Annotated in this window: 19 protein-coding genes and 1 pseudogene; 15 read left to right on the top strand and 5 right to left on the bottom strand. The window is 60.5% G+C overall.

What is annotated here, in order from left to right; genetic code table 11:
• The first annotated feature begins 406 nt into the window (after positions 1–406).
• The 12 genes from CKW18_RS27660 (at position 407) to CKW18_RS27605 (ending at position 15,464) form a co-directional block, all read left to right on the top strand.
• Positions 407–1,195, top strand: a complete 789-nt coding sequence (locus CKW18_RS27660; protein ID WP_095191688.1) for a hypothetical protein — start codon at positions 407–409, stop codon at positions 1,193–1,195.
• A gap of 10 nt (positions 1,196–1,205) precedes the next feature.
• Positions 1,206–2,618 carry a DUF1254 domain-containing protein gene (locus CKW18_RS27655; protein ID WP_095191686.1) on the top strand — a complete coding sequence of 471 codons (1,413 nt, stop codon included), beginning with the start codon at positions 1,206–1,208 and terminating at the stop codon, positions 2,616–2,618.
• Positions 2,619–2,634: 16 nt separating this feature from the next.
• On the top strand, positions 2,635–3,585 hold the full coding sequence (locus tag CKW18_RS27650) for a transporter (RefSeq protein ID WP_095191685.1): 951 nt from the start codon (positions 2,635–2,637) through the stop codon (positions 3,583–3,585).
• Between the two features lie 23 nt (positions 3,586–3,608).
• Positions 3,609–4,589 (top strand): MoxR family ATPase, encoded by a 981-nt coding sequence (locus CKW18_RS27645; RefSeq protein WP_095191684.1) that lies wholly within the window; start codon positions 3,609–3,611, stop codon positions 4,587–4,589.
• A complete protein-coding gene (locus CKW18_RS27640; RefSeq protein WP_095191683.1) occupies positions 4,586–5,521 on the top strand; it encodes a DUF58 domain-containing protein in 936 nt (311 codons plus the stop codon). Before CKW18_RS27645 ends, CKW18_RS27640 begins: the two co-directional genes overlap by 4 nt.
• Positions 5,518–6,117, top strand: coding sequence for a DUF4381 domain-containing protein (locus CKW18_RS27635; RefSeq protein WP_095191682.1), 600 nt, complete (start codon positions 5,518–5,520; stop codon positions 6,115–6,117). Before CKW18_RS27640 ends, CKW18_RS27635 begins: the two co-directional genes overlap by 4 nt.
• On the top strand, positions 6,104–7,096 hold the full coding sequence (locus CKW18_RS27630; protein WP_095191681.1) for a VWA domain-containing protein: 993 nt from the start codon (positions 6,104–6,106) through the stop codon (positions 7,094–7,096). Before CKW18_RS27635 ends, CKW18_RS27630 begins: the two co-directional genes overlap by 14 nt.
• Position 7,097: 1 nt before the next feature.
• On the top strand, positions 7,098–8,678 hold the full coding sequence (locus CKW18_RS27625; protein ID WP_095191680.1) for a VWA domain-containing protein: 1,581 nt from the start codon (positions 7,098–7,100) through the stop codon (positions 8,676–8,678).
• Positions 8,675–10,090, top strand: a complete 1,416-nt coding sequence (locus tag CKW18_RS27620; protein ID WP_095191679.1) for a BatD family protein — start codon at positions 8,675–8,677, stop codon at positions 10,088–10,090. The genes CKW18_RS27625 and CKW18_RS27620 overlap by 4 nt, the downstream gene beginning before the upstream one ends.
• A complete protein-coding gene (locus CKW18_RS27615) occupies positions 10,087–11,109 on the top strand; it encodes an HAD family phosphatase (RefSeq protein ID WP_095191678.1) in 1,023 nt (340 codons plus the stop codon). The genes CKW18_RS27620 and CKW18_RS27615 overlap by 4 nt, the downstream gene beginning before the upstream one ends.
• 71 nt (positions 11,110–11,180) lie before the next feature.
• Positions 11,181–12,770 (top strand): arylsulfatase, encoded by a 1,590-nt coding sequence (locus CKW18_RS27610; RefSeq protein ID WP_095191677.1) that lies wholly within the window; start codon positions 11,181–11,183, stop codon positions 12,768–12,770.
• 189 nt (positions 12,771–12,959) lie between these two features.
• Positions 12,960–15,464, top strand: coding sequence for a fused MFS/spermidine synthase (locus CKW18_RS27605; protein WP_095191676.1), 2,505 nt, complete (start codon positions 12,960–12,962; stop codon positions 15,462–15,464).
• Positions 15,465–15,597: 133 nt separating this feature from the next.
• On the opposite strand, the gene CKW18_RS27600 is transcribed toward CKW18_RS27605, so the two are convergent.
• A complete protein-coding gene (locus CKW18_RS27600) occupies positions 15,598–16,275 on the bottom strand; it encodes a DUF3313 domain-containing protein (protein WP_095191675.1) in 678 nt (225 codons plus the stop codon).
• A 212-nt stretch (positions 16,276–16,487) separates the two neighbouring features.
• Here CKW18_RS27600 and CKW18_RS27595 point away from each other — a divergent pair, with 212 nt between their 5' ends.
• Positions 16,488–18,848, top strand: a complete 2,361-nt coding sequence (locus tag CKW18_RS27595) for a tetratricopeptide repeat protein (RefSeq protein ID WP_095191674.1) — start codon at positions 16,488–16,490, stop codon at positions 18,846–18,848.
• A 67-nt stretch (positions 18,849–18,915) separates the two neighbouring features.
• Here CKW18_RS27595 and CKW18_RS27590 read toward each other — a convergent pair whose 3' ends face one another.
• The 3 genes from CKW18_RS27590 to CKW18_RS27580 all read right to left on the bottom strand — a co-directional run bounded on the left by CKW18_RS27590 (position 18,916) and on the right by CKW18_RS27580 (position 22,193).
• Complete coding sequence (locus CKW18_RS27590) at positions 18,916–19,890, bottom strand: hypothetical protein (RefSeq protein WP_095191673.1); 975 nt, start codon at positions 19,888–19,890, stop codon at positions 18,916–18,918.
• A 153-nt stretch (positions 19,891–20,043) separates the two neighbouring features.
• Complete coding sequence (locus CKW18_RS27585) at positions 20,044–20,523, bottom strand: DUF934 domain-containing protein (RefSeq protein ID WP_095191672.1); 480 nt, start codon at positions 20,521–20,523, stop codon at positions 20,044–20,046.
• Entirely contained in the window at positions 20,520–22,193 is a 1,674-nt protein-coding gene (locus tag CKW18_RS27580; RefSeq protein ID WP_095191671.1) for a nitrite/sulfite reductase, read from the bottom strand. The genes CKW18_RS27585 and CKW18_RS27580 overlap by 4 nt, the downstream gene beginning before the upstream one ends.
• A gap of 264 nt (positions 22,194–22,457) precedes the next feature.
• Between CKW18_RS27580 and ccoN the strand changes: the two genes are divergently transcribed.
• Complete coding sequence (gene ccoN, locus CKW18_RS27570; protein ID WP_095191687.1) at positions 22,458–23,885, top strand: cytochrome-c oxidase, cbb3-type subunit I; 1,428 nt, start codon at positions 22,458–22,460, stop codon at positions 23,883–23,885.
• Between the two features lie 15 nt (positions 23,886–23,900).
• Positions 23,901–24,122, top strand: coding sequence for a CcoQ/FixQ family Cbb3-type cytochrome c oxidase assembly chaperone (locus tag CKW18_RS27565; protein ID WP_095191670.1), 222 nt, complete (start codon positions 23,901–23,903; stop codon positions 24,120–24,122).
• 25 nt (positions 24,123–24,147) lie between these two features.
• Here CKW18_RS27565 and CKW18_RS27560 read toward each other — a convergent pair.
• Positions 24,148–24,350, bottom strand: a pseudogene (locus CKW18_RS27560) (IS110 family transposase); the annotation flags it as partial.

Here is a 24,350-nt window from a genome sequence, read left to right as displayed (position 1 = left end):
GGGCTGGAGCACGATCTACATCACAGGCAAAAAGCCTAAGGAGCTGCACGGCTTCCAAATCCCTCCCTCGATGATCAGTCGAGAACTATCGCTCCTGATGGAGCGATAGTCGAGATACAAGGAGCTGCCGCAGGCTGCGATCTTTTGATTTTGCCGTTAAAAAACAAGATCAAATCGCAGCCTCGTTTCACTCGACAGCTCCTACACCGTAAGCAATGGAATGGTTAGTGCACAATCACCTGCGAACCCGTACACAAAACCAAAGAATTAATCCCTTCGGCTGGCTAACTCCCGATTAGCTGCTAGCGTCATTCAGACGTGTCCTACAGGCTTGATAAGAAAGGGATTACGCCGTAACGGCCGCCAAGTGCCGAGTTGTCCATAAGCCACCAGGGAATCGGGGATGATGTTCAATCGAGTGGGGAAGGCTCTTTTTCTGGCGAGTTCGCTGGCGGCTGCGTGTTGCGCGCAAGCGGATAACGCCGAGGACTCGAACAAAAGCAACAACCCGCTGAACATCGCACCGGGCGCCAATCTGCAGGATTACTACACCCCTAAGCTTTACGACAGCAACGCGCACACCAATGACGTGTTGCTGCGCGGCACCCTGCCGATTGCGCCCAACGATTTCATCGGCGTGCCGCAACTGGTCCGCGCAACGCTGCCGATCAGCACCCGCCCCGATCCGCACAACGGTTACAGCACCGGCATCGGCGATCTGAACCTGTTCGATATTTTCATTCTTAAATCCGAAGGCGTGCAACTGGGCGTAGGCCCGTTGATCACCGCGCCGACCGCCGAACAGGACGAACTCGGCACCGGCAAATGGCAAGGAGGTCTGGCGGCAGTGGCCATCGACGCTTCGCCGCGCGGCCTGCTCGGCGCGCTGGTGCAGTACCAAAGCTCGTTTGCCGGCGACAACGATCGCCCCCATGTCGAAAGCGCAACCCTGCAACCGTTCATCATCCATAACCTGGAAAAAGGCTGGTACCTGCGCTCCACCGGCACCTGGACTTTCGACCTGAAAAACGACACTCACTATGTCCCGATCGGCCTGGGTGTCGGCAAAGCCTGGAAGTCCGGCAGCAACATCCTCAACGCCTTCGTCGAGCCGCAGTGGACGGTCGAGCGCAAGGGCGATGGTCTCCCGCAGTTCACCCTCTATGCCGGTCTCAACGTGACGTTTGGCAAGTAAGGAATTCGCTATGCACGCAACCCTCAAAGCCGCCGGTTTCAGCTTGATGACGATGTTTGTCAGCTGCGGCGTTGGCGCCCAGGATTTCCCTGCCGACCTGCAGGAAGCGCGCAGTATCGCCAAGGACGCGTACCTGTACGGCTTCCCGGTGGTGGAGATGTACAAAACCCTCTACACCCAGGCCATCGACAGCAAAAGCCCCAACTACAAGGCCCCGCTGAACCAGATCGGCAACACGGCGAAGGCGTTCACCGCCAAAGACACTGCGTTTGTCACGCCCAACGCCGACACGCCCTACTCCTTCGTCTGGATGGACTTGCGCACAGAACCGCTGATCCTGACCCTGCCGCCGATCGAAGAACACCGTTATTACTCGGTACAACTGATCGACGCCTACACGCAGAATTTCGCCTATCTGGGCACACGCAGCACGGGTAACAACGGTGGGCACTTCATGATCGCCGGGCCTGACTGGCAAGGTCAGCAACCGGTCAACATCGACCGCCTGGTGCGCAGCGAAAGCAACATCACCTACGCGCTGTACCGCACGCAGTTGTTCGATGAAAAGGACCTGACCAAGGTCAAGCAGATCCAGAAAGGCTACAAAGTCGAAACCCTCAGTCATTACGTCAAACAAAAAGCCCCGGCCCCGGCACCCAAGGTCAGTTGGCCAAAACCGACGCCGAGCATGAGCGAAACCCCGGAGCTGTTTCGTTACCTGAATTTCATGTTGGCATTCACGCCGCCACAGGATGTCGAGAAGGAACTGCTCGCACGCTTCGGCAAAATCGGCATCGGCGCCGGCCAGCCGTTCGACGTGAAGAAACTCTCCACAGAGCAGCGCAAGGCGCTCGAAGACGGTATCAGCGATGCCAAAGCCGAATTTGCCGCGTTCAAAAAGGACAAGGTCGACAGCCATCAAGTGACCAGTGGGGATTTCTTCGGCACCCGCGATCACCTCAAGGGCAATTACCTGTACCGCTACGCCGGCGCCAATATGGGCATCTTTGGCAACTCCGCCGAAGAGGCGAATTACATCGGCTATTTCGTCGACAAGGATGGCCAGCCCGCCGATGCCTCGAAACACGATTACACCCTGCATTTCGACAAGGGCGCCCTGCCACCGGCCGATGCGTTCTGGTCGCTGACGATGTATGACGGCAAGACCAAGCTGCTGGTGGCCAACCCGCTTGATCGCTACCTGATCAATTCGCGGATGCTGCCGGACCTTGCGCTGGATGCCGACGGCGGCCTGACCCTGTATGTGCAGCACAAGACCCCGGGCAAGGACAAACAGGCCAACTGGCTGCCAGCCCCGAATGGGCCGTTCTACGCAATCGTGCGTCTTTATCTGCCAAAACCGGAAGTGGCCAGTGGTGAATGGAAGATGCCACTGCTCAATCCAGTCAACTCAAAACAATAAGCGGAGTCATTGATTGATGGTCAAGCCCAACGTTGTGCGCCCGCTGTTGGCGCTGTGCATGATTGGCAGTCCTCTGCTTTACGCAGCAGAGGGTGGTGTTGGCCGACCGATCACCGGCCAGCAGGTGTTTTCCAACGCCGGGATCGTCCCACCGGAGCCGGGCTGGGTGGTCTCGGTGACCAGCATCTGGTACGACGGCTCGCTGAAAGGCAGCCGTGGTGCACCGATTTCCGGTGAAGTCAGCACCGGGCTCGACCTGAAGGTGTCCTACACCATGACCAACCTGACGCATGTGTGGGACACCGGCAAAGGGCCATGGAATTTCGCCTCTGCCATCGGCATCCCGCTGCAGTACACCGACATCGATGCAGCCATTACCGGCCCTCGCGGGCGAACCCTCGGCACCGGTGACTCCGGCACGCAGTTCGCCGACCCGCTGATCACGCCGATTGCCGCCGGTTATCACTTCGACGAACTCAACCACATCGCGTTTTCTCTGCCGATTTATGTGCCCACCGGGGCCTACAACAAAGACCGGCTGGCCAACCCCGGACAGAACAATTACACGTTCATGCCAACCGTGGCTTTCACTCATCTCGACGGCAAGGGTGGCGAATTCACCCTTTCCAGCGGGCTCGAGTTCTACACCGAGAACCACGCCACGGACTATCGCAACGGCAACATTTTCACCCTCGATGCGCTGTGGACCCACGGATTTGGCAGTGGCTGGAGTGCGGGGCTGGCGGCCGGCTACATCCAGCAGATCACCGATGACAAAGGCGACACTGCCGATTTCCTGCACGGCTATCGCGGACGCGCGGTGGGTGCCGGTCCGGTGATCGGCTGGGCCGGAAAATTCGCCGATGCGCAGGCCAATGTCAGCGCGCGCTGGGTGCCGGAGTTCGACACCAAGAACCGCCCTGAAGGCAACGGCTTCAGCGTCAATCTGACCCTGGCCTTTTTCTAGACCGGACACAAAGGACTGCCCCCATGACTGCGCTTACCGACCTCAATGCCCTGCAAGCCAGCATCGCCGAAGCCGTACTCGGTCAGGATCAGGTGATCCGCCAGATCCTTCTCGGCCTGTTGGCCAACGGTCACTTGTTGCTGGAAAGTCTGCCGGGGCTGGCCAAGACGCGCACGGTCAAGGCGCTGGCCAAACACCTCGACGCGCAGATGAGCCGCATCCAGTTCACCCCGGATCTGCTGCCCTCGGACATCACCGGAGCGGAGGTGCTGCATCAGGTCGAAGGCAAGAACGAAATCCGCTTTCAGCCGGGCCCGTTGTTCGGCAACCTGATCCTCGCCGACGAGATCAACCGTGCGCCGGCCAAGGTGCAAGCGGCACTGCTCGAAGCCATGGAGGAACGCCAGATCACTGTGGCCGGTAACAGTCATGCGCTGCCGGAACTGTTCATCGTGGTGGCGACGCAAAACCCGATCGAACAGGAAGGTACCTATCCGCTGCCGGAAGCGCAGATGGACCGTTTTCTGATGAAGGTGCTGCTCGACTACCCGAGCGCCGAAAACGAAAGTCAGGTGCTGCGCCTGCTGCGCAACGAAGAATTCGCCATAGGCGCAAGCACCACACCCGCCAAAGGCTTCAGCCTGTCGCAGGAGGTGATCTTCGCCGCACGCAAGGAAGTCAGCGCGGTACACGTATCGCCGGCCATCGACAACTATCTGATCGACCTGATCAACGCCACTCGCCACCCTGCCGATTACGACGAAGATCTCGCGCGCTGGATTGCCATCGGCGCCAGCCCGCGTGGCGGTATTGGCCTGGACCGTTGCGCGCGCGCCGATGCCTGGTTGCAAGGTCAGGACTTTGTTTCGCCGGACAACGTGCGGGCGGTGGTGCACCCGGTGCTGCGCCATCGTCTGCAATTGAGCTACGACGCGGTAGCCGATGGCGTCAGTGCCGATGAGGTACTCGACCGGATTCTCGATAAAGTGGCGATTCCGGCGTGAACGACGAAGACCTGGTCTACGTCTCTCTCGCGCAATTGATGGCGCTGGAGTTCAAGGCCCGTGATCTGAGTTTTCTGGCGCGACAGCCTCGGGGCAGCATCCTCGCCGGCAACCATGCCTCGCGCCTGCGTGGCCGTGGTCTGAATTTCGATGAATTGCGCCGCTATCAGCCGGGCGACGACTTGCGTCATCTCGACTGGCGCGCGTCGCTGCGCACTGGCAAACCGGTGGTACGCACCTTCACCGAAGAGCGCGACCGCCCGGCATTGATCGTCGTCGACCAGCGCATGTCGATGTTCTTCGGCTCGCAACGCAGCTTCAAATCCGCCCTCGGCGCCGAACTTGCGGCACTGGCGGCGTGGATGGTGTTCAACGCCGGCGACCGGGTTGGCGGGCTGGTGTTCAACGATCAGCGCATCGACAGCATTGCGCCGCTGCGCAGCCGTAAGCGCGTGGAGGCATTGCTCAGCCGTATCGCCGAACAGAATCAGGCGCTGAACGCGGCCAACCCTGACGCTGAAGACGAGGACCAACTGGAAAAGGTCTTGCAACGCTGCCTTGCCCTGGCCGGTCACGACCATTTGATCTGCATCGTCAGCGACTTTGCCGGGGCTGGCGAACGAACCCTGCAACTGATGCGGCAATTGTCGGCGCACAACGATGTGATTGCGCTGCAGGTCTACGACCCGCTGGCGATGAAGCTGCCGAGCAATGGTCGGCTGCTGGTCACCCAAGGCGAGTTGCAAGTGGAACTGGCGGTGGAAAAACGCAACGTGCACCAACCGCTGGGGGACTTTCTCAGCGGTCGGCTGCAGGACGTTGCGACCCTGCTGCGCCGCAGTCAGGTGCCGCTGATGATGTTCAGCACCGCCGAAGAGGCCCATGCGCAACTGCGTGCCGAGCTGGGTAAAAGTGCCGGGGCACGGCGATGAACCCGAATATCCCGAGTATTGAACAGCTCAAAGAGCTGGGCCTGCCCGAGCCGGTCAGTTATGCGCCGCAGACGTGGGGTTGGTGGGTGTTGCTCGCCGTTCTGGTTTTGGCTGCTTTGTTGATTGGTATCCGCCGTTATTGGCAATGGCGAAGGGATGCTTATCGCCGCGAGGGCCTGGCGCGTCTGGCGCAATTGCGCAGCCGCAGTGATGACTTGAATGCCTTGCGCGAACTGCCGGAACTGCTCAAGCGCGTGGCGCTCTCGATGCCCACACAATCCCCAAACTGGAACCCGATCAATGTGGGAGCGAGCCTGCTCGCGAAGAGGCCGGCACATTCAACATCTATGGTGTCTGGGCCACCGCCTTCGCGAGCAGGCTCGCTCCCACAGGGGATCGCGACGCTTGGGCGGGAGGACTGGCAAGTCTTTTTGCAGCAACACTGTAAGAAACTGCTACCGGCCGATTTCAGCAAACAACTCGCGCAACTCGCCTACGCCCCCGACGCCACCCTGCGTGCCCTCCCCGCGCCGCAACGTCAGGCCCTGTTCGATACCTGCCAATACTGGATGGAGCATCACCATGTGGCAGCTTGATTACCCGTGGCTATTGCTCCTGTTGCCATTACCTTGGCTGGCTTACCGTTATCTGCCCGCCTACAACGAGGCCCGCAGCGCCGTGCGCGTGCCGTTTTTCGCTGCGATGAGCCGGGCCGTCGGTGAGGCGCCGGGCATCGTCGGCAGCCGACGCAATCATTGGCAATTGCTGTTGAACGTACTCGTCTGGGCATTAATTCTGCTGGCCACCGCTCGCCCGGTGTTCGTTGAAAAGCCCATCGAACGACAACAACCGGTGCGCGACCTGATGCTCGCCATCGACCTCTCGCAATCGATGGAAACCGAAGATTTCACCAACGCCAGTGGCGCAAAAATCAATCGCCTCGCCGCCGTCAAAGAGGTGGTTCAAGGCTTTATCGACAAGCGCAAGGATGACCGCCTCGGCCTGATCGTGTTCGGCAGCGGCGCCTATCCGCAGGCACCGCTGACCCTCGATCACGCCAGTCTCTCGCTATTGCTGGCCGACACCGGCATCGGCATGGCCGGGCCCAACACGGCCATCGGCGATGCCATCGGCTTGAGCTTGAAGCTGCTGGATCAGGCCCACGAGCAGGAAAAAGTCCTTATCCTGCTCACCGATGGCAACGACACCAGCAGCGCAATCACTCCGGATCACGCCGCAGAAATGGCCGCCAAAAAAGGTGTGATCATTCACACCATCGGTATCGGCGACCCGAGCGCGTCCGGCGAAGCCAAGGTCAACCTGTCGGCGCTGGAGCAGATCGCCAAAACCACCGCTGGCCAGTTCTTCCGCGCCGAAGACCGCACTGCGCTGGATCAGGTCTACAGCACTCTTGATCGCCTCACCCCGCACCAGGTGAACACCCTCAGCCATCAACCGCAACGCGAGTTGTTTTACTGGCCGCTGGGTGCGGCGATGGCCCTGCTGGCCCTGTATCACCTCGGCGCGCTGCTGCGGGTCCGTCTGGCATTCGCTCGTCAGCGACAGGAGGCCTGAGATGGAGATCAATCTCAGCGACTTCCATTTCCTGCGTCCGCTATGGCTGTTTCTCGCCCTGTTCGGCGCCGTGCTGCCGCTGCTTTGGCGTCGCGGTCGCGACCTGCAACGACGCCTGCGCGGCAATATCGCCGAACACCTGTTGCCGCATTTGCTGGTCACCCCGCAAGACCATCAACGCCTGCGCCCGGTGCATCTGCTATGCGCGCTGTTGATCCTCGGTGCACTCGCCGCCGCCGGGCCGACCTGGGAACAGGATCGACCGGATTTTTTCGAGAATCGTGCGCCGTTGATTGTCGCTGTAGACCTGTCGCCGTCGATGGATGCCAGCGATGTGCAGCCGAGCCGACTGGAAGCAACGAAACACACACTGCACAACCTGATCAAGCGCCGCGCCGGTGCCCGTACTGCGCTGATCGCCTACGCCGGGAGCGCGCATCTGGTGTTGCCGCCGACCGACGATGCGGCGCTGCTCGACACCTTCATTCAAGCCTTGGGCAGCGGGTTGATCGACAAACCGGGCAAAGACCTCGGCGCGGTGATCGATCAGGCGAAACGTTTGCTCAGCGCCGAAAAAACACCCGGCAGTTTGCTGCTGATCACCGACGGCGCCGACACCACACAACTCGACGGCCTCGACAAGCGGGTGGGCGACAGTCCGTTGCAAGTGCTGGTATTGGCGGTTGGCAGTGAGGATGGCGGAGTCATCCACGATGCCAACCGCCAGCCGCGCACGGATGCCGACGGGCGCCCGGCACTGGGCAGTTTCGATCAGGCGGCGCTCAAGCAACTGGCCTCTGCACTCGATGCGCCCTTGGGCAGCCTGACGCTCAATGAGGACGATCTGGACTGGATCGAACTGCACGCGCAGCAGCATTTCCAGAGTGCCAGCGCCGAGCAGCGCGAACTGCACTGGAAAGACACCGGCTACTGGCTGTGCTGGCCGCTGTTGCTGTTGGCGCTGTTCAGTGTGCGCAAGAGTTGGAGCGTCAACTGGATGCCTGCGCTTGCACTGGCGATTGGCTTGGGTTGGCCTGCGGCACCCGCGCAGGCCAACGCCCTGACCGACGCCTTTTTCACCCGCGATCAGCAGGGCCGCTGGGCCTTCGAACACCATCACCTGCCGCAGGCTGCCGCGCTGTTTGTCGACCCGTACTGGAAAGGTATCGCGGCGTATCACGCGGCTGATTACGACCTGGCGCTGGCGACGTTTGCGCGGCTGGACACGCCGCAGGCCTATTTCTATCTGGGCAATATTTACGTGCGTCGCTTCAAGTTCGATGAAGCCATTGCCGCCTATACCCAGGCCTTGAAACTGCAACCGCAGTTCCCCGAGGCCACGGCCAATCTGGCGCTGGCGCAGGCCTTGCTCAAGGACACCGAAAGCGCCGAGAAAAACGCCCCGCAGACCAAGCCCGACGAGGTGAAATTCGACAAGGCACCGGGCAAGGGCCAGAGCAAAGCCATGGAGACTGAGCAGGCCGCGTCCGATGCCTTGTGGTTGCAGAACCTGACCACCTCGCCGGCGACGTTTCTCAAGCAGAAGTTCAGCTTGCAGGATCAGCAGGGAGCCAGGCCATGAACCGAGTCGTGGCCTTCGCGAGCAGGCTCGCTCCCACAGAGGATCTGCGCCGTACACAGCACCCATGTGGGAGCGAGCCTGCTCGCGAAGAGGCCCATTCAATCGCCACAACTGCCGGCACCTTACTGCTGTTCAGTCTGCTCAGCCTCAATGCTTTCGCCACCGAACCCCAACTCCAAGTCCAGGCCCACCTGCAACCCGCCGAGGGCGCCATGGTCGGCGGCCTGATCGAACTGCAAATCGACGTCCTCACCGACACCTGGTTCACCAGCGCTGCCACCCTGCCCGACCTGAAACTCGACGGCGCCCTGGTCTTGCCGCCCGACGGTCAGGCCCAGCACCTCAATCAAACCATCGACGGCCAGTCCTTCAGCGGTTTGCGTTACAGCTACCTGATCACCCCGAACGTCGCACGCAGGTTCGACATCCCGGCGCTGACCGTGCTCGCCACGCCCGGGCAGGCCACCCGCGAAATCAGTGCGCAAAGCCAACCGGTGCAATTCAGCGCCGCCCAGCCGCCGGGTTTCAAACCGGGGGAAACGCCGTTGATTGCCAGCGGTTTGCGGTTCACTCAGAGCATCACCCATTCGGCGAGCCCGTTGAAAGTCGGTGACAGCCTCACCCGCCAACTGACCCTGCAAGCGGACGGCGCACTGGCGATGGCCCTGCCGATTCCAACGCTCGGTGATGTTCCCGGGCTAAGCCGCTATACCAAAACCCCGCAAGTCACCTCTCTGGACGACGGTCGCGGCGACATCCTCGGCGGTCAGCGCATCGACAGCGTCACCTACCGCATCGACAAGGCCGGTTCGCACACCTTGCCGGCCATTGACGTGAAGTGGTGGGACGCCAGTACTCGCCAATCGCGCACTGCGCAGGTGCCGGCGGTGACGTTTGAGGCAATGACCAGCAGCGCCTACAAACCGGTCTTCTCGATCAGCGAAGACCTCAAGCAACTGGGCCAGAATCGCCTGCATTTTTCCACGCATCGGCTTTGGTGGCTGAGCTTGTTCGCGGCAGTCGTCGGCGCCGCTTATCTGTTGCGTCCTGCACTCATCCGCGCCAGAAAAAACCGGCAAGCGCGCCGGCAGGCGCAACAACGGGCGTGGCAGCAATCGCCCGCCTTCGCCTGGCAACAAATCGATGCACAACTGCAAGCCCGCCCTCCTCAATTGAGCGCGCTGTACCTGTGGCTGCGCCGTAGTCGGCTGGGTCTGAAACTGGTCGATGCCGGCCCGCGCCTGCAAGGCCTGTTGCGCGGGCTTTACGGGCGTCAGCCGAGCACCGAACAAACACTCGTTCAACTGCGCGAATCATTGTCTACGCTTCACAGTCAGGCCGAACAGCAGCAAGCAAAACCGGCACCGGCCCTGCGTCCGCTCAACCCCGTTCACGAGAAGGATTTCCCATGACGACTGCGCTCCTGCACCGCCAACGTTTCTCACTGGCTTTGTTGTTTGGCCTTGCCCTGCCGCTGCTCGCCCAGGCTAACGAGCCGCTGCCGTCTTGGAATGACGGCCCGGCGAAGCGCAGCATTATCGAATTCGTCCAAACGGTGACCGACCAGACCAGCAAGGACTTCGTCAAACCGGGCGACCGCATCGCCGTGTTCGACAACGACGGTACGTTGTGGAGTGAACAACCGGCGTATTTCGAATTGCTGTTCGCCTTCGATGAGGTCAAGCGCACCGCCGCGCAGCATCCGGAATGGAAAACCACCCAGCCGTTCAAAGCGGTTCTGGAGAGCGACCACAAAGCCCTCGCTGCGGCGGGCATGGACGGCTTGCTGAAGATTTTCGGCGCCACCCACACCGGCATGACCACCGAAGCCTTCGATGATTACGCCAAGACCTGGCTCAGTCAGGCGCGCCATCCAAAAACGGGCAAGCCGTACACCGAGATGATCTTCCAGCCGATGCTGGAGATGCTCGACTACCTGCGCAAACAGGACTTCAAGACCTACATCGTCTCCGGCGGCGACACCGGGTTCATGCGCGCCTTCGCCGAGAAGGTCTACGGCATACCGCCGGAACAGGTAATCGGCACCACGTTCATCACTTCATTCCAATACAAGGAGGGCAAGGCCTCGATCGTGCGCACAGCGAAACTGGCGCATAACGACGACGGCCCTGGCAAACCGGAAAGCATCGACGCGGTGATCGGCAAACGGCCGATCCTCGCCTTCGGCAACTCCGACGGCGACCTGCAGATGCTGCAATGGACAGCCGCTGGTCCCGGCAAACGCTTTATGGGTCTGGTGCATCACACCGACGCCAAACGCGAATGGGCGTACGACCGAAAATCCGATATCGGCCGGCTCGACAAGGCCTTGGACGAAGCCAATTCCCGTGGCTGGACCGTGGTCGACATGGCGTCGGAGTGGCGTCGGATCTACCCGTTCGAGCCAACGGTCACCGGGCAAGTGCAATAAGAAAGCGTGCTGCAGGACTGCAATAAACGTTAGTCGCAATAAACGACCCCCCGCGAAAAGGAGCAAGTCAGATGACTCGCATACGCAAATGGCTACCGAAACTCGCCTTCGTGGCGACCTCGGTCCTGGCGCTGTCGGCTACGGCCACGGCGGCTGAAAAACCCAATATTCTCGTAATCTTCGGCGATGACATCGGCCAGACCAACATCAGCGCTTATTCGATGGGGGTGGTGGGCTACAAGACCCCGAACATCGACCGCATCGCCAAAGAAGGCATGATGTTCACCGACTACTACGCGGAGAACAGCTGCACCGCAGGCCGATCCTCGTTCATCACCGGTCAGACGCCGCTGCGTACCGGCCTGTCGAAAGTCGGCGCACCGGGCGCGACTGTCGGCTTGCAAAAGCGCGATATCACCATCGCCCAGGCGCTCAAATCGCAGGGTTACGCCACCGGGCAGTTTGGCAAAAACCACCTTGGGGACAAGGACGAATACCTGCCGACCAACCACGGTTTCGATGAGTTCTTCGGCAACCTCTATCACCTCAACGCCGAAGAGGAACCTGAGCGCCCCTATTGGCCCAAGGATGATCCGGACTTCGTCAAGGCCAACTCGCCACGTGGCGTCATTCACAGTTTTGCCGACGGCAAGATCGAAGACACCGGCGCGCTGACCACCAAGCGCATGGAAACCATCGACGACGAAACCACGGCGGCGGCGCAGGCGTTCATCGAGAAACAAGCCAAGGCTGACAAGCCGTTTTTTGTCTGGATGAACACGACCCGCATGCACCTGTTCACCCACGTGCGTGACTCGATGAAAGGCCAGAGCGGCATGCCCGGCAACGAGTATGCAGACGGCATGCTTGAGCATGACGGCGACGTCGGCAAACTGCTGAAAACCCTCGACGACCTGAAAATCACCGACAACACCATTGTGGTCTACACCACCGACAACGGCCCTAACCAGTTCTCCTGGCCGGACGCGGCGACCACGCCATTCCGCAACGAGAAAAATTCCAACTGGGAAGGCGCGTACCGGGTTCCGGCGATGGTCCGCTGGCCCGGCAAGATCAAGGCCGGTGAAGTCTCCAACGAGATGTTCTCGGGCCTGGACTGGTTCCCGACCCTGTTGGCCGCCGCAGGCGACACCGATGTAGCAAACAAGCTGCTCAAGGGCTGGGCGCCGACCAGCGGTGGCAACTCTTTCAAAGTGCATCTGGACGGTTACAACCAGTTGCCTTACCTGACCGGTCAAAAACCCAATGGTGAGCGCAAGGAGTTCTACTACTTCAACGACGACGGCATGCTGGTTTCGATGCGCTTTGGCAACTGGAAAGCCGTATTCGCCGAGCAGCGTGCACCGGGTGGCTTCGCCGTATGGAGCAACCCGTTCACGCCGTTGCGTGTACCTAAAATATTCAACTTGAGAATGGACCCGTATGAGCGCGCCGACGTGGTCTCGGATCAATACTACGACTGGTCGACCAAGAACGTTTACCTCGTCGCGGTGGCAACGACCAAGGCTGCGCGTTTTCTGCAGACCTTCATCGAATTCCCGCCCAGCCAAAAACCGGCGAGCTTCAGCATCGACCAGATCCGTGCTGCAGTGGACGCGAAGATTGAAGAAAAAATGAAAGCGGCTCCGGCTGCCCAGTAACACCGCAAGACTGCCGCCCGCCCCCACCGGCGGGCGGCCCTGTTTTTTGACTTGGGACCGTGTCGGCCCCCTTCGCGAGCAGGCTCGCTCCCACAATGGAATTGTGTACGCCACGCATCCCCTGTGGGAGCGAGCCTGCTCGCGAAGGGGCCCGCACAGTCACGGTTACTCTTGAATTAAGGTCTCCGCATGTCCTCACGTATCGCCAGCAAGCCATCGGCCATACCCGCTTCGCACACCACCTCCCAAGCACTGCTCATCCCCGCCCTGCTGCTGTGCATCTCCGGCGCGGCGGCGCTGGTCTATCAAGTGCTGTGGATCAAGCAACTGTCGCTGGTGGTCGGGGTCGAGGTCTATGCGATCACCACCGGTATCAGTGCGTTTTTCGCAGGACTGGCCCTCGGTGGCTGGCTGTTCGGGCGCTGGGCTGATCGCTTGCAACAACCGGTTCTGCTGTATGCCGGGCTGGAAGTGCTGGTGGCGATTCTCGGCGTCAGCGCGACCGTGGCCATGAGCCTGGCGGCCAGTCCGTTTGCCTGGCTGCAAGAGCATGTCGGCCTGCTCGCGTGGATATTGCCGTTCGCATTGGTCGGCCTGCCGGCGGTGTTAATGGGCGGCACCCTGCCGGTGCTGGTGCGTTCGCTCGCCGCCGATCCGGGCAAGGCCGGCGGTCAGTTGTATGCGGCGAACACCTTGGGCGCGATTGTCGGCACCCTGCTCGCCGCGTTCGTGTTGATCGCCAGTCTCGGTGTACGTGGCAGTGCCTTGTTTGCCGCGATGCTCAATCTGCTGGCCGCCGTCGGCGCGCTGTGGTTTGCCCGGCAACATCATGCCCCGGTCACCACCATCGTCAAACGTCACGCGGAAAAAGCTGCGGACCGTTCGGCGCTGTGGCTGTATTCCATCGCCGGTGGCGTGGCACTGGGCTATGAAGTGGTCTGGTCGCAATCGATCGTGCAGTTCATGAGCACTCGCACCTACGCGTTTGCCGTGGTGCTGGCGACCTATCTGACCGGGCTGTTTCTGGGCAGCGCCCTGCTCGCTCGCCGGGTCGAACGCATCCGTGATCCGTGGGGCGTGTTCGGTTTGCTGATAGCCGGCGCAGGGCTGGTCGCCTTGCTGGAAATCGCCGTGCTCGGGCGCTGGCTGGTGATCGCGCAAAGTCAGGTGGAAATGTGGCTGTTGAGCCTGGGCGCCAGTGAGTTGGCCGGCATGAGTGCACGCTTTGCAGTGGCAGCATTGAGCATCGTGTTTGTGCCGACGCTGTTGCTCGGTGCCGCGTTTCCACTGGCGCTGCGTCTGAGTGTCGGTCAGGCGCGCGTCGGCCGTGATGTCGGCGCCGTGGTGGCGTTCAATACCTTGGGCGGGATTGTCGGGGTGATGCTCTGCGGCTTCCTGCTGATTCCGTTGCTGGGGCTGGTGCGCACTTTGGGGCTGCTGGCGATCATCGCCGCCGGCATCGGCTACTTTGCGGTGCGCAAGGGCCATCATGTGAAGAAAGGCCGGCGCCAGGCCGTGGTTGCCCTTGGGCTGTTGTCAGTTGTTTTGGCGGTGTCCACCCCGGTCAACAAACTCGCCAACCTGTTGCCCGGCGCACGCAACGGCACGCTCGCATTCTACGAAGAAGGTCGCGGTGGCACTGTGGCGGTGGTGGCGCAAGGGCGTGGCGAGAACACCTTCCACCGTTTGTACATTCAAGGCGTGTCGAACACCGGCGATGCGATGCCCTCCCTGCGTTATATGCGCATTCAGGCGCTGTTGCCGCTGCTGATCCATAGCAGCGAACCGCGCTCGACGCTGGTCATCGGCTTCGGCACCGGCATCACCGCTGGCGCCCTGCTGCGCTATCCGGGGCTGGAACACCGGGTGGTCGCCGAACTGTTGCCGGCGGTGGTCAAAGCCGCGCCGCTGTTCAAGGGCAACTTCAACGCCGCCAGCGATCCCGGCGTCGATGTGCGTCTGCGTGACGGACGCCAGGAATTGCTGCGCAGCGCGCAAACCTATGACCTGATCACTCTCGAACCGCCACCGCCCTCTGCGGCCGGCGTGGTCAATCTGTATTCGCGGGATTTCTATCAATTGGCGGCGAGTCGCCTGGAGAAACAGGGCATCGTCGCGCAGTGGCTGCCATTGCCGACGCAGAACATCGACGACTCGCGCTCACTGGTGCGCAGTTTCCTTGATGTGTTCCCTTACGCCTCCCTGTGGACCAGCGAATTCCACGAGATGTTGCTGGTGGGCTCGCTGCAACCGATGCCCCTGGACGCGGCGAAAATCACCGAGAGATTCCAGCAGGACAGCGTGCGCAGCACCTTGCAGGATGTCGGCATCGGTTCAGCCGCCGCCCTGCTCGCGACCTGGGTGACCGATCGCGCCGGGCTTGAACGCTTTGCCGCCGATGCGCCTGCGGTGACCGACGATCAGCCTCGGATCGAATATGCACCGTGGGTGCGCAGCAAGGAGATCACCCGGGTGTTGCCGGCGCTGCTGGACCTGTATCAGCCGCCGCCGCTGGTGAATGCCGATGCCGGGTTCAATGAGCGCATGGAAACCCATCGCCAGCGCTTGATGCAGTTCTATCGGGCGAGTCTACATGCCTATGAAGGAGATCGGGACGCGTGGGGGCGGGATATGCGCAAGGTGATGCGTTGGGATGGAGGGAATCCGTATTTCCGTTGGTTTATCGGACAATGATGTAGCGCCTGAGCAAATGCCATCGCGGGCAAGCCCGCTCCCACAGGGATCGATGTGAGTCAACAATCGTATTCACAACGCCGAACCCTGTGGGAGCGGGCTTGCCCGCGATGGGGCCATCAACCGCGCTGAATTATTTGGACCCGGACTTCAACTTGAGATACGACTGACGCAGGTCCGATGCCCAGCCATCGATCACAGGTTTGACGTCATTGGCCGACATCGCCTGCGAGTCATTTTCCAACGGCTTGCCGGTGCCTTTGCGTACTACTTGCGCGATCACTTTGTTGCTGGCGCCATCGAGGAACACCGCTTCGGTAGCCAGAGTGGTTTCCTGATCGCGGATACCGCTGGCGGTGCTGACCGCAGCGGCGACCAGGGCGATCGGAATCACTTCATACGCGTGCAGGCCTTCGGTCGAGCTGCTGACGGCGGTGATCGCCGCACGCACCACAATCACGCCTGGGCCCGGGCCGGTGGCAAGCGGCAAGTCTTTACCGATCTCACGTTTGAGCGCCTGATCGTAGTAGGAGGTGATGCCATTGAGGGTTTGTTGCGAGATCTTCGCGCTCGGTTGCGGTTTCGGGTAAAGCTGAGTCGGCTCGATGTACACACTGTTGAATTTCTTGATGTCGACCTTTGGATCGATCCAGCGCATCACTTCGGCACCGGACGGGGATTTGGCCTCCTTGAGCTGGCTGTAGTCTTTGAGAAAGCCTGAGTACTCTTTCGGGTCGACGGTTTTGCTGGAACAACCCACCATTGCGACGGTGGCAATGCACAGCGTGCCCATCATCACTGCTAGCTTCATGCTGTAACTCCTGTCAGAAGGCCAAAAACTTTGCCCGGGGGAATTACAGGTATAGCTAAAACCGCAGTAATTGCGATGGCAAAGCACAATATTCACGCAGGGCTGCGCGGCGGATCACAAGCGTCATTTGACAGACGCCGAGCATCCGGCAAAGCTGCACCGAGCTTGAACGCACGCCAGACGGCAAATGCACCTGGACTACGGAAGTCGCAATGCCCAAGCATAAAAATAAAACAGCACAACCTGACCCTGATTCGACGCAACCTTCCATTTCAAAGTACCTGTTCCCAATCACCATCGCCGTGCTGCTCGCCGTCGTAGCGGGCATCGGCTGGTTTCTGTTCAAGCCTGCATCGGCACCGCTGAAGCCGGCGCCGATCAGCGCGCCTGTCGCGGCGCCCGCCAAACCGCAACACGCTCTGGCGAGCAAAGCGGCAACGATGGTCGATGAGCAACAATGCCAAGGCTGCCACACAGAACAGGTCAAGGACTGGCAAGGCTCGCATCACCAATTGGCGATGCAACCGGCGAACGCTGAAACGATGCTCGGCGACTTCAACAACGTCACCTTCAAAGCCGAAAACGAGACCACACGCTTCGCGCGCAAGGGCGACGAGTTCTGGGTTAATACGCCCGGTATCGATGGCAAGAATGCCGATTTCAAAGTCGCCTACACCTTTGGCATCGCGCCGTTGCAGCAATACCTGATCGAGGTCGGCGAAGGTCGCTTGCAGGCGCTCGGCGTGGCCTGGGATACAGAGAAAAACCGCTGGTTTCACCTCTACCCCGGCCAGGGCGTCAACTTCAAGAATCCGTTGCACTGGAGCAAGCCGAGCCAGAACGCCAACTTCATGTGCGTCGAGTGTCACACCACCGGGTTCAAGCGCAATTTCGATGCGTCTAGCAATACCTTCAACAGTCAGTGGAACAGCCTCGGCGTCGGTTGCCAGGCGTGTCACGGGCCGGCATCAAATCACTTGGAATGGACGCAGAAAAAAACTGATCTGATCCATCAGGGTTTCGATGTCGATCTCAAGGACAAGAACGCCACCGTCGAGATCGAAACCTGCGCCCGCTGCCACGCGCGTCGTGCGCCTTTGGGCGATGGCTATACCGTCGGCAAGCGTTTGATGGACGATTACTTGCCGAGCACCCTCACCCGTGAACTGTATGCGCTGGACGGCAAGATCAAGGATGAGGTCTTCGAACACGGCTCGTTCCTGCAAAGCAAAATGTTTGACAAGGGCGTGCGTTGCAGCAATTGCCACAACCCGCACAGCACCGAACTGAAGGCGCCGGGCAATGCGGTGTGCCTGCAATGCCACAACACTGCCGGCAAGACGTCGGTCGAGGGCGTTGATGGCAAGGGCCTGCAAGCGAAGAACTACGATTCCTTCGAACACACTCGCCACACACCGGGTCAGCCCGGTTCGCAATGCGTGGATTGTCACATGCCCGGCAAATTCTACATGGGCAACGACTTGCGCCATGACCACAGCTTCAGCATTCCCAACCCTGAGCGTGCGCAGAAACTCGGCACACCGGATGCCTGCCTGAACTGTCATCGGGGCAAGGCTGGCGACAAGGTCACCGCGCAGTTCAAGTTGTGGAGTGCGTCCTCTACACCGCAGGCACCGCGTTATGACGAAAGCCTGTGGCTGATCCGCAATGGCCAGCCGGGGGCTGCTGATGCGCTGTACGAGCAGTTGCAGCGCAGCAACCTGCCAGCGATCCAACGCGCGACCTTGCTCGCGCAGTTGCCGCTGTATCCGAGCGAACAGGCCTTGAAGCTGGCCACGCAAGATCTGAAGAACCCGGCGCCTCAGGTGCGCGAAAGTGCCGTGCGGGCGATCAGTGCATTCCTGCCGCCGCCGGAGCGCGCGCCGTTGTTGGCGCCGTTGCTGGGCGATCCGGTGAAAGCCGTGCGCATCGTTGCCGCGCGGGATCTGTTGAGTGTTGCGCGCAATAACGGGCTCGGTGCGGCGCAAGCCAATTGGGATGCGGCGATTGCCGAGTACGAAGCGGTGCAGAAGAGTCTGCTGGAGCGTGCCGAGGCCAATCTGAATCTGGCGATGTTGTATCAGGCCAGTGGCCGTGGTTCGGACGTCGAAGGTCTGTTGCGTTCGGCACTCAAACGCGATCCGGACTTCTACCCGGCGCTGGTCACGCTGGTGCAATGGCTGGAAGCCAATGGTCGTGGCCAGGAGGCGCAGACCCTGCTGGATGACAGCCTCAAGCAGCATCCGGACGCGGCGCTGTTGCAGCACACCCAAGGTCTGGCGCTGATCCGCGCGGGCAAGGCGGCCGAGGCCATGTCACCGCTGAAAAAAGCCGCGCAACTGGAGCCGCAGAACGCTCAGTACGGTTATGTGCTGGCGGTGGCGTTGCATGAAAGTGGCAAGGTTGATGAGGCGTGTGCGGTGCTGGAAGGCCTGCTCAAGGTACAACCGGCGAACCGCAATGCGCGGTTGTCGCTGATTCAGTGGTATCTCGACAGTGGGCAGGAGCCCAAGGCGCAGGTGCTGTTGCAGGGGTGGAAGAAGATGAATATGGGGGATCCGGCGCTGAAATAGCCCCTTTGGGCCGCAATGACTCCGATTGCGGCCCGAGCCTTCGGCAGCTCCTACAGGGGGTAGTGTTTTACCAGGAGGAAGTTTCGCCACTTCTCAGCGCCATCTCCCGCCGACTGTTGATCCGCATCGCCTTGATCAGCGACACCGTGCCCACCAGCAAAATCGCCGCTCCAAACAGGAAGTCGATGTTGTACAGCTGGAAGTCCTGCACCGGCCCGATCAGCAGCACCCGCACCACGGCAACACCCACCAGCGTGGCGAGGAAGTCGATTCCCGGCTCATTGCGGTAGAACACCAGCAACAGCGGCAGGCACAGCACCAGCAGCAGCGACAGCACCACAACTTTGAACGAGCCCTTGCGTTCGACACTGAATGCGCATTCGTGCGGGCCGTAGGCCTTGTAGTCATCGTCGCGAATCATCGAGTTTTTCTCGTTGATATAGTCGACGCGGTTGTACTTCTGGATCGGCGTGAAGGTGTTGGACATCTCCATCAACGTGGTGATGTTCTTGAAGCGCAGGTCGATGCGCTCGCTGCCCTTGAGGTAATAGAGCACCGGTTTGTAGCCGTAGCGGTAAGTATCGAAGGGAAACTCGGTGACCTGGCCCTGAACGCCGATCGGGCGCGGTTCAAGTTCGGCGTAGGCGCTTTTGTTGGTGGCCGAGAGGTTGCGGCTCAGTGGTTGAACCTTGACCTGTTCAAGGAAGATCGGCGTAGCGCCGTAGGACCACTGCAACGGCTCCAGACGCAGGCGCAGTTCGTTGCGGCTCAGGTCATAACGGTTGAAGGTGCGTTCGGAGACCACCAGAGAACCGCTGAGCATGAACTCGCCGCGCAGGTTATTGGTCATGCGCAAGGTCAGTTGGTCCTTGCCCAGCAACGCCGCTTCGGTGGACGGCGGAGTACCGCACCACGCCGTGCTTTCGCCGACACCGCCGAGCTGGCCGTCGCGGTTTTCCTTGAATACATAAAAGTAACTGGCCCACAGCGTCAGCATCAAAAGCAACGCGGTGAGGCCCAGGATTTTCTTGCCCGGACTCACTGATCAGACTCCCTTCTTCGGTTCCATCGGCCAGCCGAAAACCCGCTGGCGAGCGCGACTCTACCAAAAGGCCAGCATCGACCCAAGGAAAAATGCCCGATTGGCCAAGGTTCTAAGGGTTTCCCCGGTGGTAAAAGCAAGATCAAAAGATCGTCAGCGCCGACGGAACAACGGGCGTGGTTCGATCACCGAGCGCCCATACAACACGCTCATCCCGGCCAGTCCCTTCAGCGCATCCTCCGCCGACTTGTCCTCACGCACGGCAAAACTGTCGAACCCGCATTGGCGCATATGGCTGAGTTGATCACGCAACACATCGCCAATCGCGCGCAACTCCCCTGCCCAGCCGAAACGGCTACGCAGCAGATACGCCTGACTGTAGGCGCGCCCGTCGAGAAAGCTGGGGAAGTCCAGCGCGATCAGCGGCAGCGACGCTAGCCACGGCACCAGGCTTTCGACCTCATCGTCCGGCCCAAGCCACACCGCGTGGGTCGACGGCGATTGCAGCCAATGGGCCAGCGGCAGAATCAACAACCCTGCAGGCCTTGGCGTCGACGGCTCGCGAACCAGCATCCACGGATCAGCCCTTTCAATGCGCGCCACCCCCTGCTCCAGCCGCAGCAGATTGTTCATGCCGAGACCTCCAGCGCTTTCGGATACACGCGCTCCTTGAACGGCTCCAGGCCGATTCGCGCCAGCGTGTCGACAAACAATTCCTCACTCTCGCGGTAGCGCACGAAGGTGCCAATGATCCGCTCGATCACCTGCGGCACTTCGGCGGCGCTGAATGACGGGCCGATGACCTTGCCCAGCGCGCTGTGCTTGCCTTGCGCGCCACCGAGGGTGATCTGGTACCACTCGCTGCCGTTCTTGTCGACGCCAAGGATGCCGATATTGCCGATGTGGTGGTGGCCGCAAGCGTTCATGCAGCCGGAGATATTCAAGCTGATATCACCAAGATCATGCAGGTAATCGAGATTGTCGAAACGCGCCTGAATCGCCTGGGCAATCGGGATCGACTTGGCGTTGGCCAGTGCGCAGAAATCGCCACCGGGGCAGGCAATGATGTCGGTCAGCAGGCCGATGTTGGCACTGCCAAGACCTCGCTCACACGCCAATTGCCACAGCGCATACAGATCGGCTTTCGGCACATCCGGCAGGACGATGTTCTGCTCGTGGGCAATGCGGATTTCGCCAAAACCGAAACGCTCCGACCAATCGGCCACCGCCAGCATCTGCCCCCCCGTGACATCGCCCGGCGGTGCGGCCAGGCCCTGTTTGGTCGACAGCACAACGCTGGTGTACCCCGGTTTCTTGTGCGGTTGTACATTGCGCGCAACCCAACGGGCGAAGGCCGGGCTCTCGGCCAGGCGGGTGCCGAAGTCCAGATCGGTGTCGGGCAACGTGTGATAGATCGGCGGCACGAACGCACTGGCGACCCGCTCATACTCGGCATCGGTCAGTTGCGCCGGGCCGTCCTTGAGGTGCTGCCATTCCTCTTCGACCTCTTTGGCGAACGCCTCGATCCCCAGCGCCTTGACCAGAATCTTGATCCGCGCCTTGTACTTGTTGTCGCGCCGGCCATGGCGGTTGTACACGCGCAGCACCGCCTCGACGTAGGACAACAAATGCTGCCACGGCAAGCCTTCGCGGATCTGCAGACCCAGGATGGGGGTGCGCCCCAAACCGCCGCCGACAATCACCCGCAACAGCATTTGCCCGCTATGACCTGGATAAAGGTAGAGGCCGATGTCATGCATCATGATTGCTGCGCGATCCTGCTTCGCCGAGCAGATGGCGATCTTGAATTTGCGCGGCAGGAACAGGAATTCCGGGTTGATCGTCGACCATTGCCGCAGGATCTCCGCCAACGGACGCGGGTCGATCATCTCGTCCGCTGCGACCCCGGCGAACGCTTCGGTGGTGATGTTGCGCACGCAATTACCGGAGGTCTGGATCGCATGCATGTTGACCTGCGCCAGGCGGTCAAGGATATCCGGCACCTGGGCCAGTTCGATCCAGTTGAACTGCATGTTCTGCCGCGTGGTGAAGTGACCGTAACCACGGTCGTAATCGCTGGCGATGCTCGCCAGCGTACGCATTTGCTCGGCACTGAGCGTGCCGTAGGGAATGGCCACACGCAGCATGTAGGCGTGCTTTTGCATGTACAGACCGTTTTGCAGACGCAGCGGCAGGAACTCCTCTTCACTCAACTCGCCCGCCATGAAGCGCTCGACCTGATCGCGGAATTGCGCAACGCGCTCGAACACCAGAGCGCGGTCGTAATCGTCGTATTGATACATGCTGCTGCCACCTCATCAGGATTGATCACAGATCAAACTGTGGATTTTCCCTGACTATGGCCGAACGGCGCAGTTCGTTACAGATTCACCTGAACGTATAAAAACCATATCAGGGCGCGGCAGAACGCCGCAGGCAGCACTTCCATCTGATCCGTATAAATGAAATTTTCCTGAGCCTGTTTTGTTTCTGGCGATATTCCTACAGTGCAACCCATGCCAGACCGGGTGGCCTGGCAAGACTTTGCAACCGTGGATGAACTGACCATGAGCACAGCAACAATCGGACAGGCCTATAACTACAAGGTCGTCCGCCAATTCGTTATCGCGACGGTTTTCTGGGGTGTCGTCGGGATGGCGATGGGGGTATGGATCGCCTCGCAACTGGTTTGGCCAGAGATGAATCTGGACCTGCCATGGACAACCTTCGGCCGCTTGCGACCACTGCACACCAGTCTGGTGATTTTCGGTTTCGCCGGCAGCGCGCAATTCGCTGCCAGTTACTACGCCGTGCAACGCACCTGCCAGGTGCGGCTGTACTCGGACAAACTCGCCGCGTTCACTTTCTGGGGCTGGCAATCGGTGATCGTGGTCATGCTGATCACCCTGCCGCTGGGTTACACCACCACCAAGGAATATGCCGAGATCGAATTCTCCGGCGCGGTGTGGATGGCCGTGGTCTGGGTCGCGTACGCCATTGTGTTCTTCACCACCGTGGTGCAGCGCAAAACCAAACACATTTACGTCGGCAACTGGTTTTTTGGTGCGTTCATTCTGGTGATCGCCATGCTGCACGTGGTCAATCACCTGTCGATTCCGGTGGACTGGTTCAAGTCCTATCCGGTGTATTCCGGGGCCACCGACGCCATGGTGCAGTGGTGGTACGGGCATAATGCGGTGGGGTTCTTCCTGACCACCGGGTTCCTCGGGATGATGTATTACTTCGTGCCGAAACAGGTCAACCGGCCGGTGTACTCGTATCGCCTGTCGATCGTGCATTTCTGGGCGCTGATCACCCTGTACATCTGGGCCGGCCCGCACCATTTGCACTACACCGCGTTGCCGGACTGGGCGCAGTCACTCGGCATGGCGATGTCGCTGATCCTGCTGGCGCCGAGCTGGGGCGGCATGATCAACGGCATGATGACGCTCTCGGGCGCCTGGCATAAGTTGCGTACCGATCCGATCTTGCGCTTCCTGGTCCTGTCGCTGGCGTTCTACGGCATGTCGACCTTCGAAGGACCGATGATGGCGATCAAGACCGTCAACGCCCTCTCCCACTACACCGATTGGACCATTGGCCACGTACACGCCGGGGCGCTGGGCTGGGTGGCGATGATCACATTTGGCGCGACCTATCACATGGTGCCGAAAGTCTTCGGCCGCGAGCAGATGTACAGCACGCCGCTGATCAACCTGCACTTCTGGCTGGCGACCATCGGCACCGTGCTTTACATCGCGTCGATGTGGGTCAACGGTATCACGCAAGGCCTGATGTGGCGGGCGATCAACGAGGACGGCACGCTGACGTATTCGTTCGTCGAAGCGCTGCAAGCCAGCCATCCGGGGTTCATCGTGCGCTTTGCCGGCGGGGTGTTCTTCCTCAGCGGCATGCTGTTGATGGCCTACAACGTGTGGCGCACGGTGCGGGTTGCCGACGTAGCGCTGGCGCGCAGTGAAGCGCAGATCGCCTGAGGCAGGGAGCCCGTGATGTTCGATATCTTATTGAATGGGTTGGGCGTGGTGTTTTTGTGGCTGGCGGTGGAGTACTGCTTGCGGCATGAGACTGCCGAGAGCCTGGATGATGCGAGCCTTACGCCGTTTGCCGATGATCCGGAGGTGGCGCGGCGGGTTGAGTTGGCTACTGGCAAAACCGTGAAAGCGGTGGCGCCGGAGGTGGCGAAGCCGGGGTGGGTCAATCTGGAGATGTAACCTCCTGTAGATACCGTCTTGCCCCTCATCGGGCAAGGGCAATTTTCGGGTCGAATGGCTGGCCCGATTTAAGAACGGCGTAGACAAAATGTAGGAGTTTGCGCATCGCTGCACAGATGATTTGCTTGGGGGCCTTGCCGTTGGCCTTCAAGCGGTCCTTCATGGCGATGATTGCTTTGTTGTGCTTCAGTGCAACCAATCCAGGCATGTATAGACCCGCCCGAACGC

This window comes from Pseudomonas sp. Irchel 3E19 (assembly GCF_900187585.1).
GTDB classification, from domain to species: domain Bacteria; phylum Pseudomonadota; class Gammaproteobacteria; order Pseudomonadales; family Pseudomonadaceae; genus Aquipseudomonas; species Aquipseudomonas baetica.
Note: the sequence above shows the minus strand (reverse complement) of the source record. Positions and strands in the feature narration are given on the sequence as shown.

Coding starts and splice junctions, on each gene's coding strand:
- CKW18_RS27660 (WP_095191688.1), top strand. CDS start 407: ATGTTCAATCGAGTGGGGAAGGCTCTTTTTCTGGCGAGTTCGCTGGCG.
- CKW18_RS27655 (WP_095191686.1), top strand. CDS start 1,206: ATGCACGCAACCCTCAAAGCCGCCGGTTTCAGCTTGATGACGATGTTT.
- CKW18_RS27650 (WP_095191685.1), top strand. CDS start 2,635: ATGGTCAAGCCCAACGTTGTGCGCCCGCTGTTGGCGCTGTGCATGATT.
- CKW18_RS27645 (WP_095191684.1), top strand. CDS start 3,609: ATGACTGCGCTTACCGACCTCAATGCCCTGCAAGCCAGCATCGCCGAA.
- CKW18_RS27635 (WP_095191682.1), top strand. CDS start 5,518: ATGAACCCGAATATCCCGAGTATTGAACAGCTCAAAGAGCTGGGCCTG.
- CKW18_RS27630 (WP_095191681.1), top strand. CDS start 6,104: ATGTGGCAGCTTGATTACCCGTGGCTATTGCTCCTGTTGCCATTACCT.
- CKW18_RS27625 (WP_095191680.1), top strand. CDS start 7,098: ATGGAGATCAATCTCAGCGACTTCCATTTCCTGCGTCCGCTATGGCTG.
- CKW18_RS27620 (WP_095191679.1), top strand. CDS start 8,675: ATGAACCGAGTCGTGGCCTTCGCGAGCAGGCTCGCTCCCACAGAGGAT.
- CKW18_RS27615 (WP_095191678.1), top strand. CDS start 10,087: ATGACGACTGCGCTCCTGCACCGCCAACGTTTCTCACTGGCTTTGTTG.
- CKW18_RS27610 (WP_095191677.1), top strand. CDS start 11,181: ATGACTCGCATACGCAAATGGCTACCGAAACTCGCCTTCGTGGCGACC.
- CKW18_RS27605 (WP_095191676.1), top strand. CDS start 12,960: ATGTCCTCACGTATCGCCAGCAAGCCATCGGCCATACCCGCTTCGCAC.
- CKW18_RS27600 (WP_095191675.1), bottom strand. CDS start 16,275: ATGAAGCTAGCAGTGATGATGGGCACGCTGTGCATTGCCACCGTCGCA.
- CKW18_RS27595 (WP_095191674.1), top strand. CDS start 16,488: ATGCCCAAGCATAAAAATAAAACAGCACAACCTGACCCTGATTCGACG.
- CKW18_RS27585 (WP_095191672.1), bottom strand. CDS start 20,523: ATGAACAATCTGCTGCGGCTGGAGCAGGGGGTGGCGCGCATTGAAAGG.
- CKW18_RS27580 (WP_095191671.1), bottom strand. CDS start 22,193: ATGTATCAATACGACGATTACGACCGCGCTCTGGTGTTCGAGCGCGTT.
- ccoN (WP_095191687.1), top strand. CDS start 22,458: ATGAGCACAGCAACAATCGGACAGGCCTATAACTACAAGGTCGTCCGC.
- CKW18_RS27565 (WP_095191670.1), top strand. CDS start 23,901: ATGTTCGATATCTTATTGAATGGGTTGGGCGTGGTGTTTTTGTGGCTG.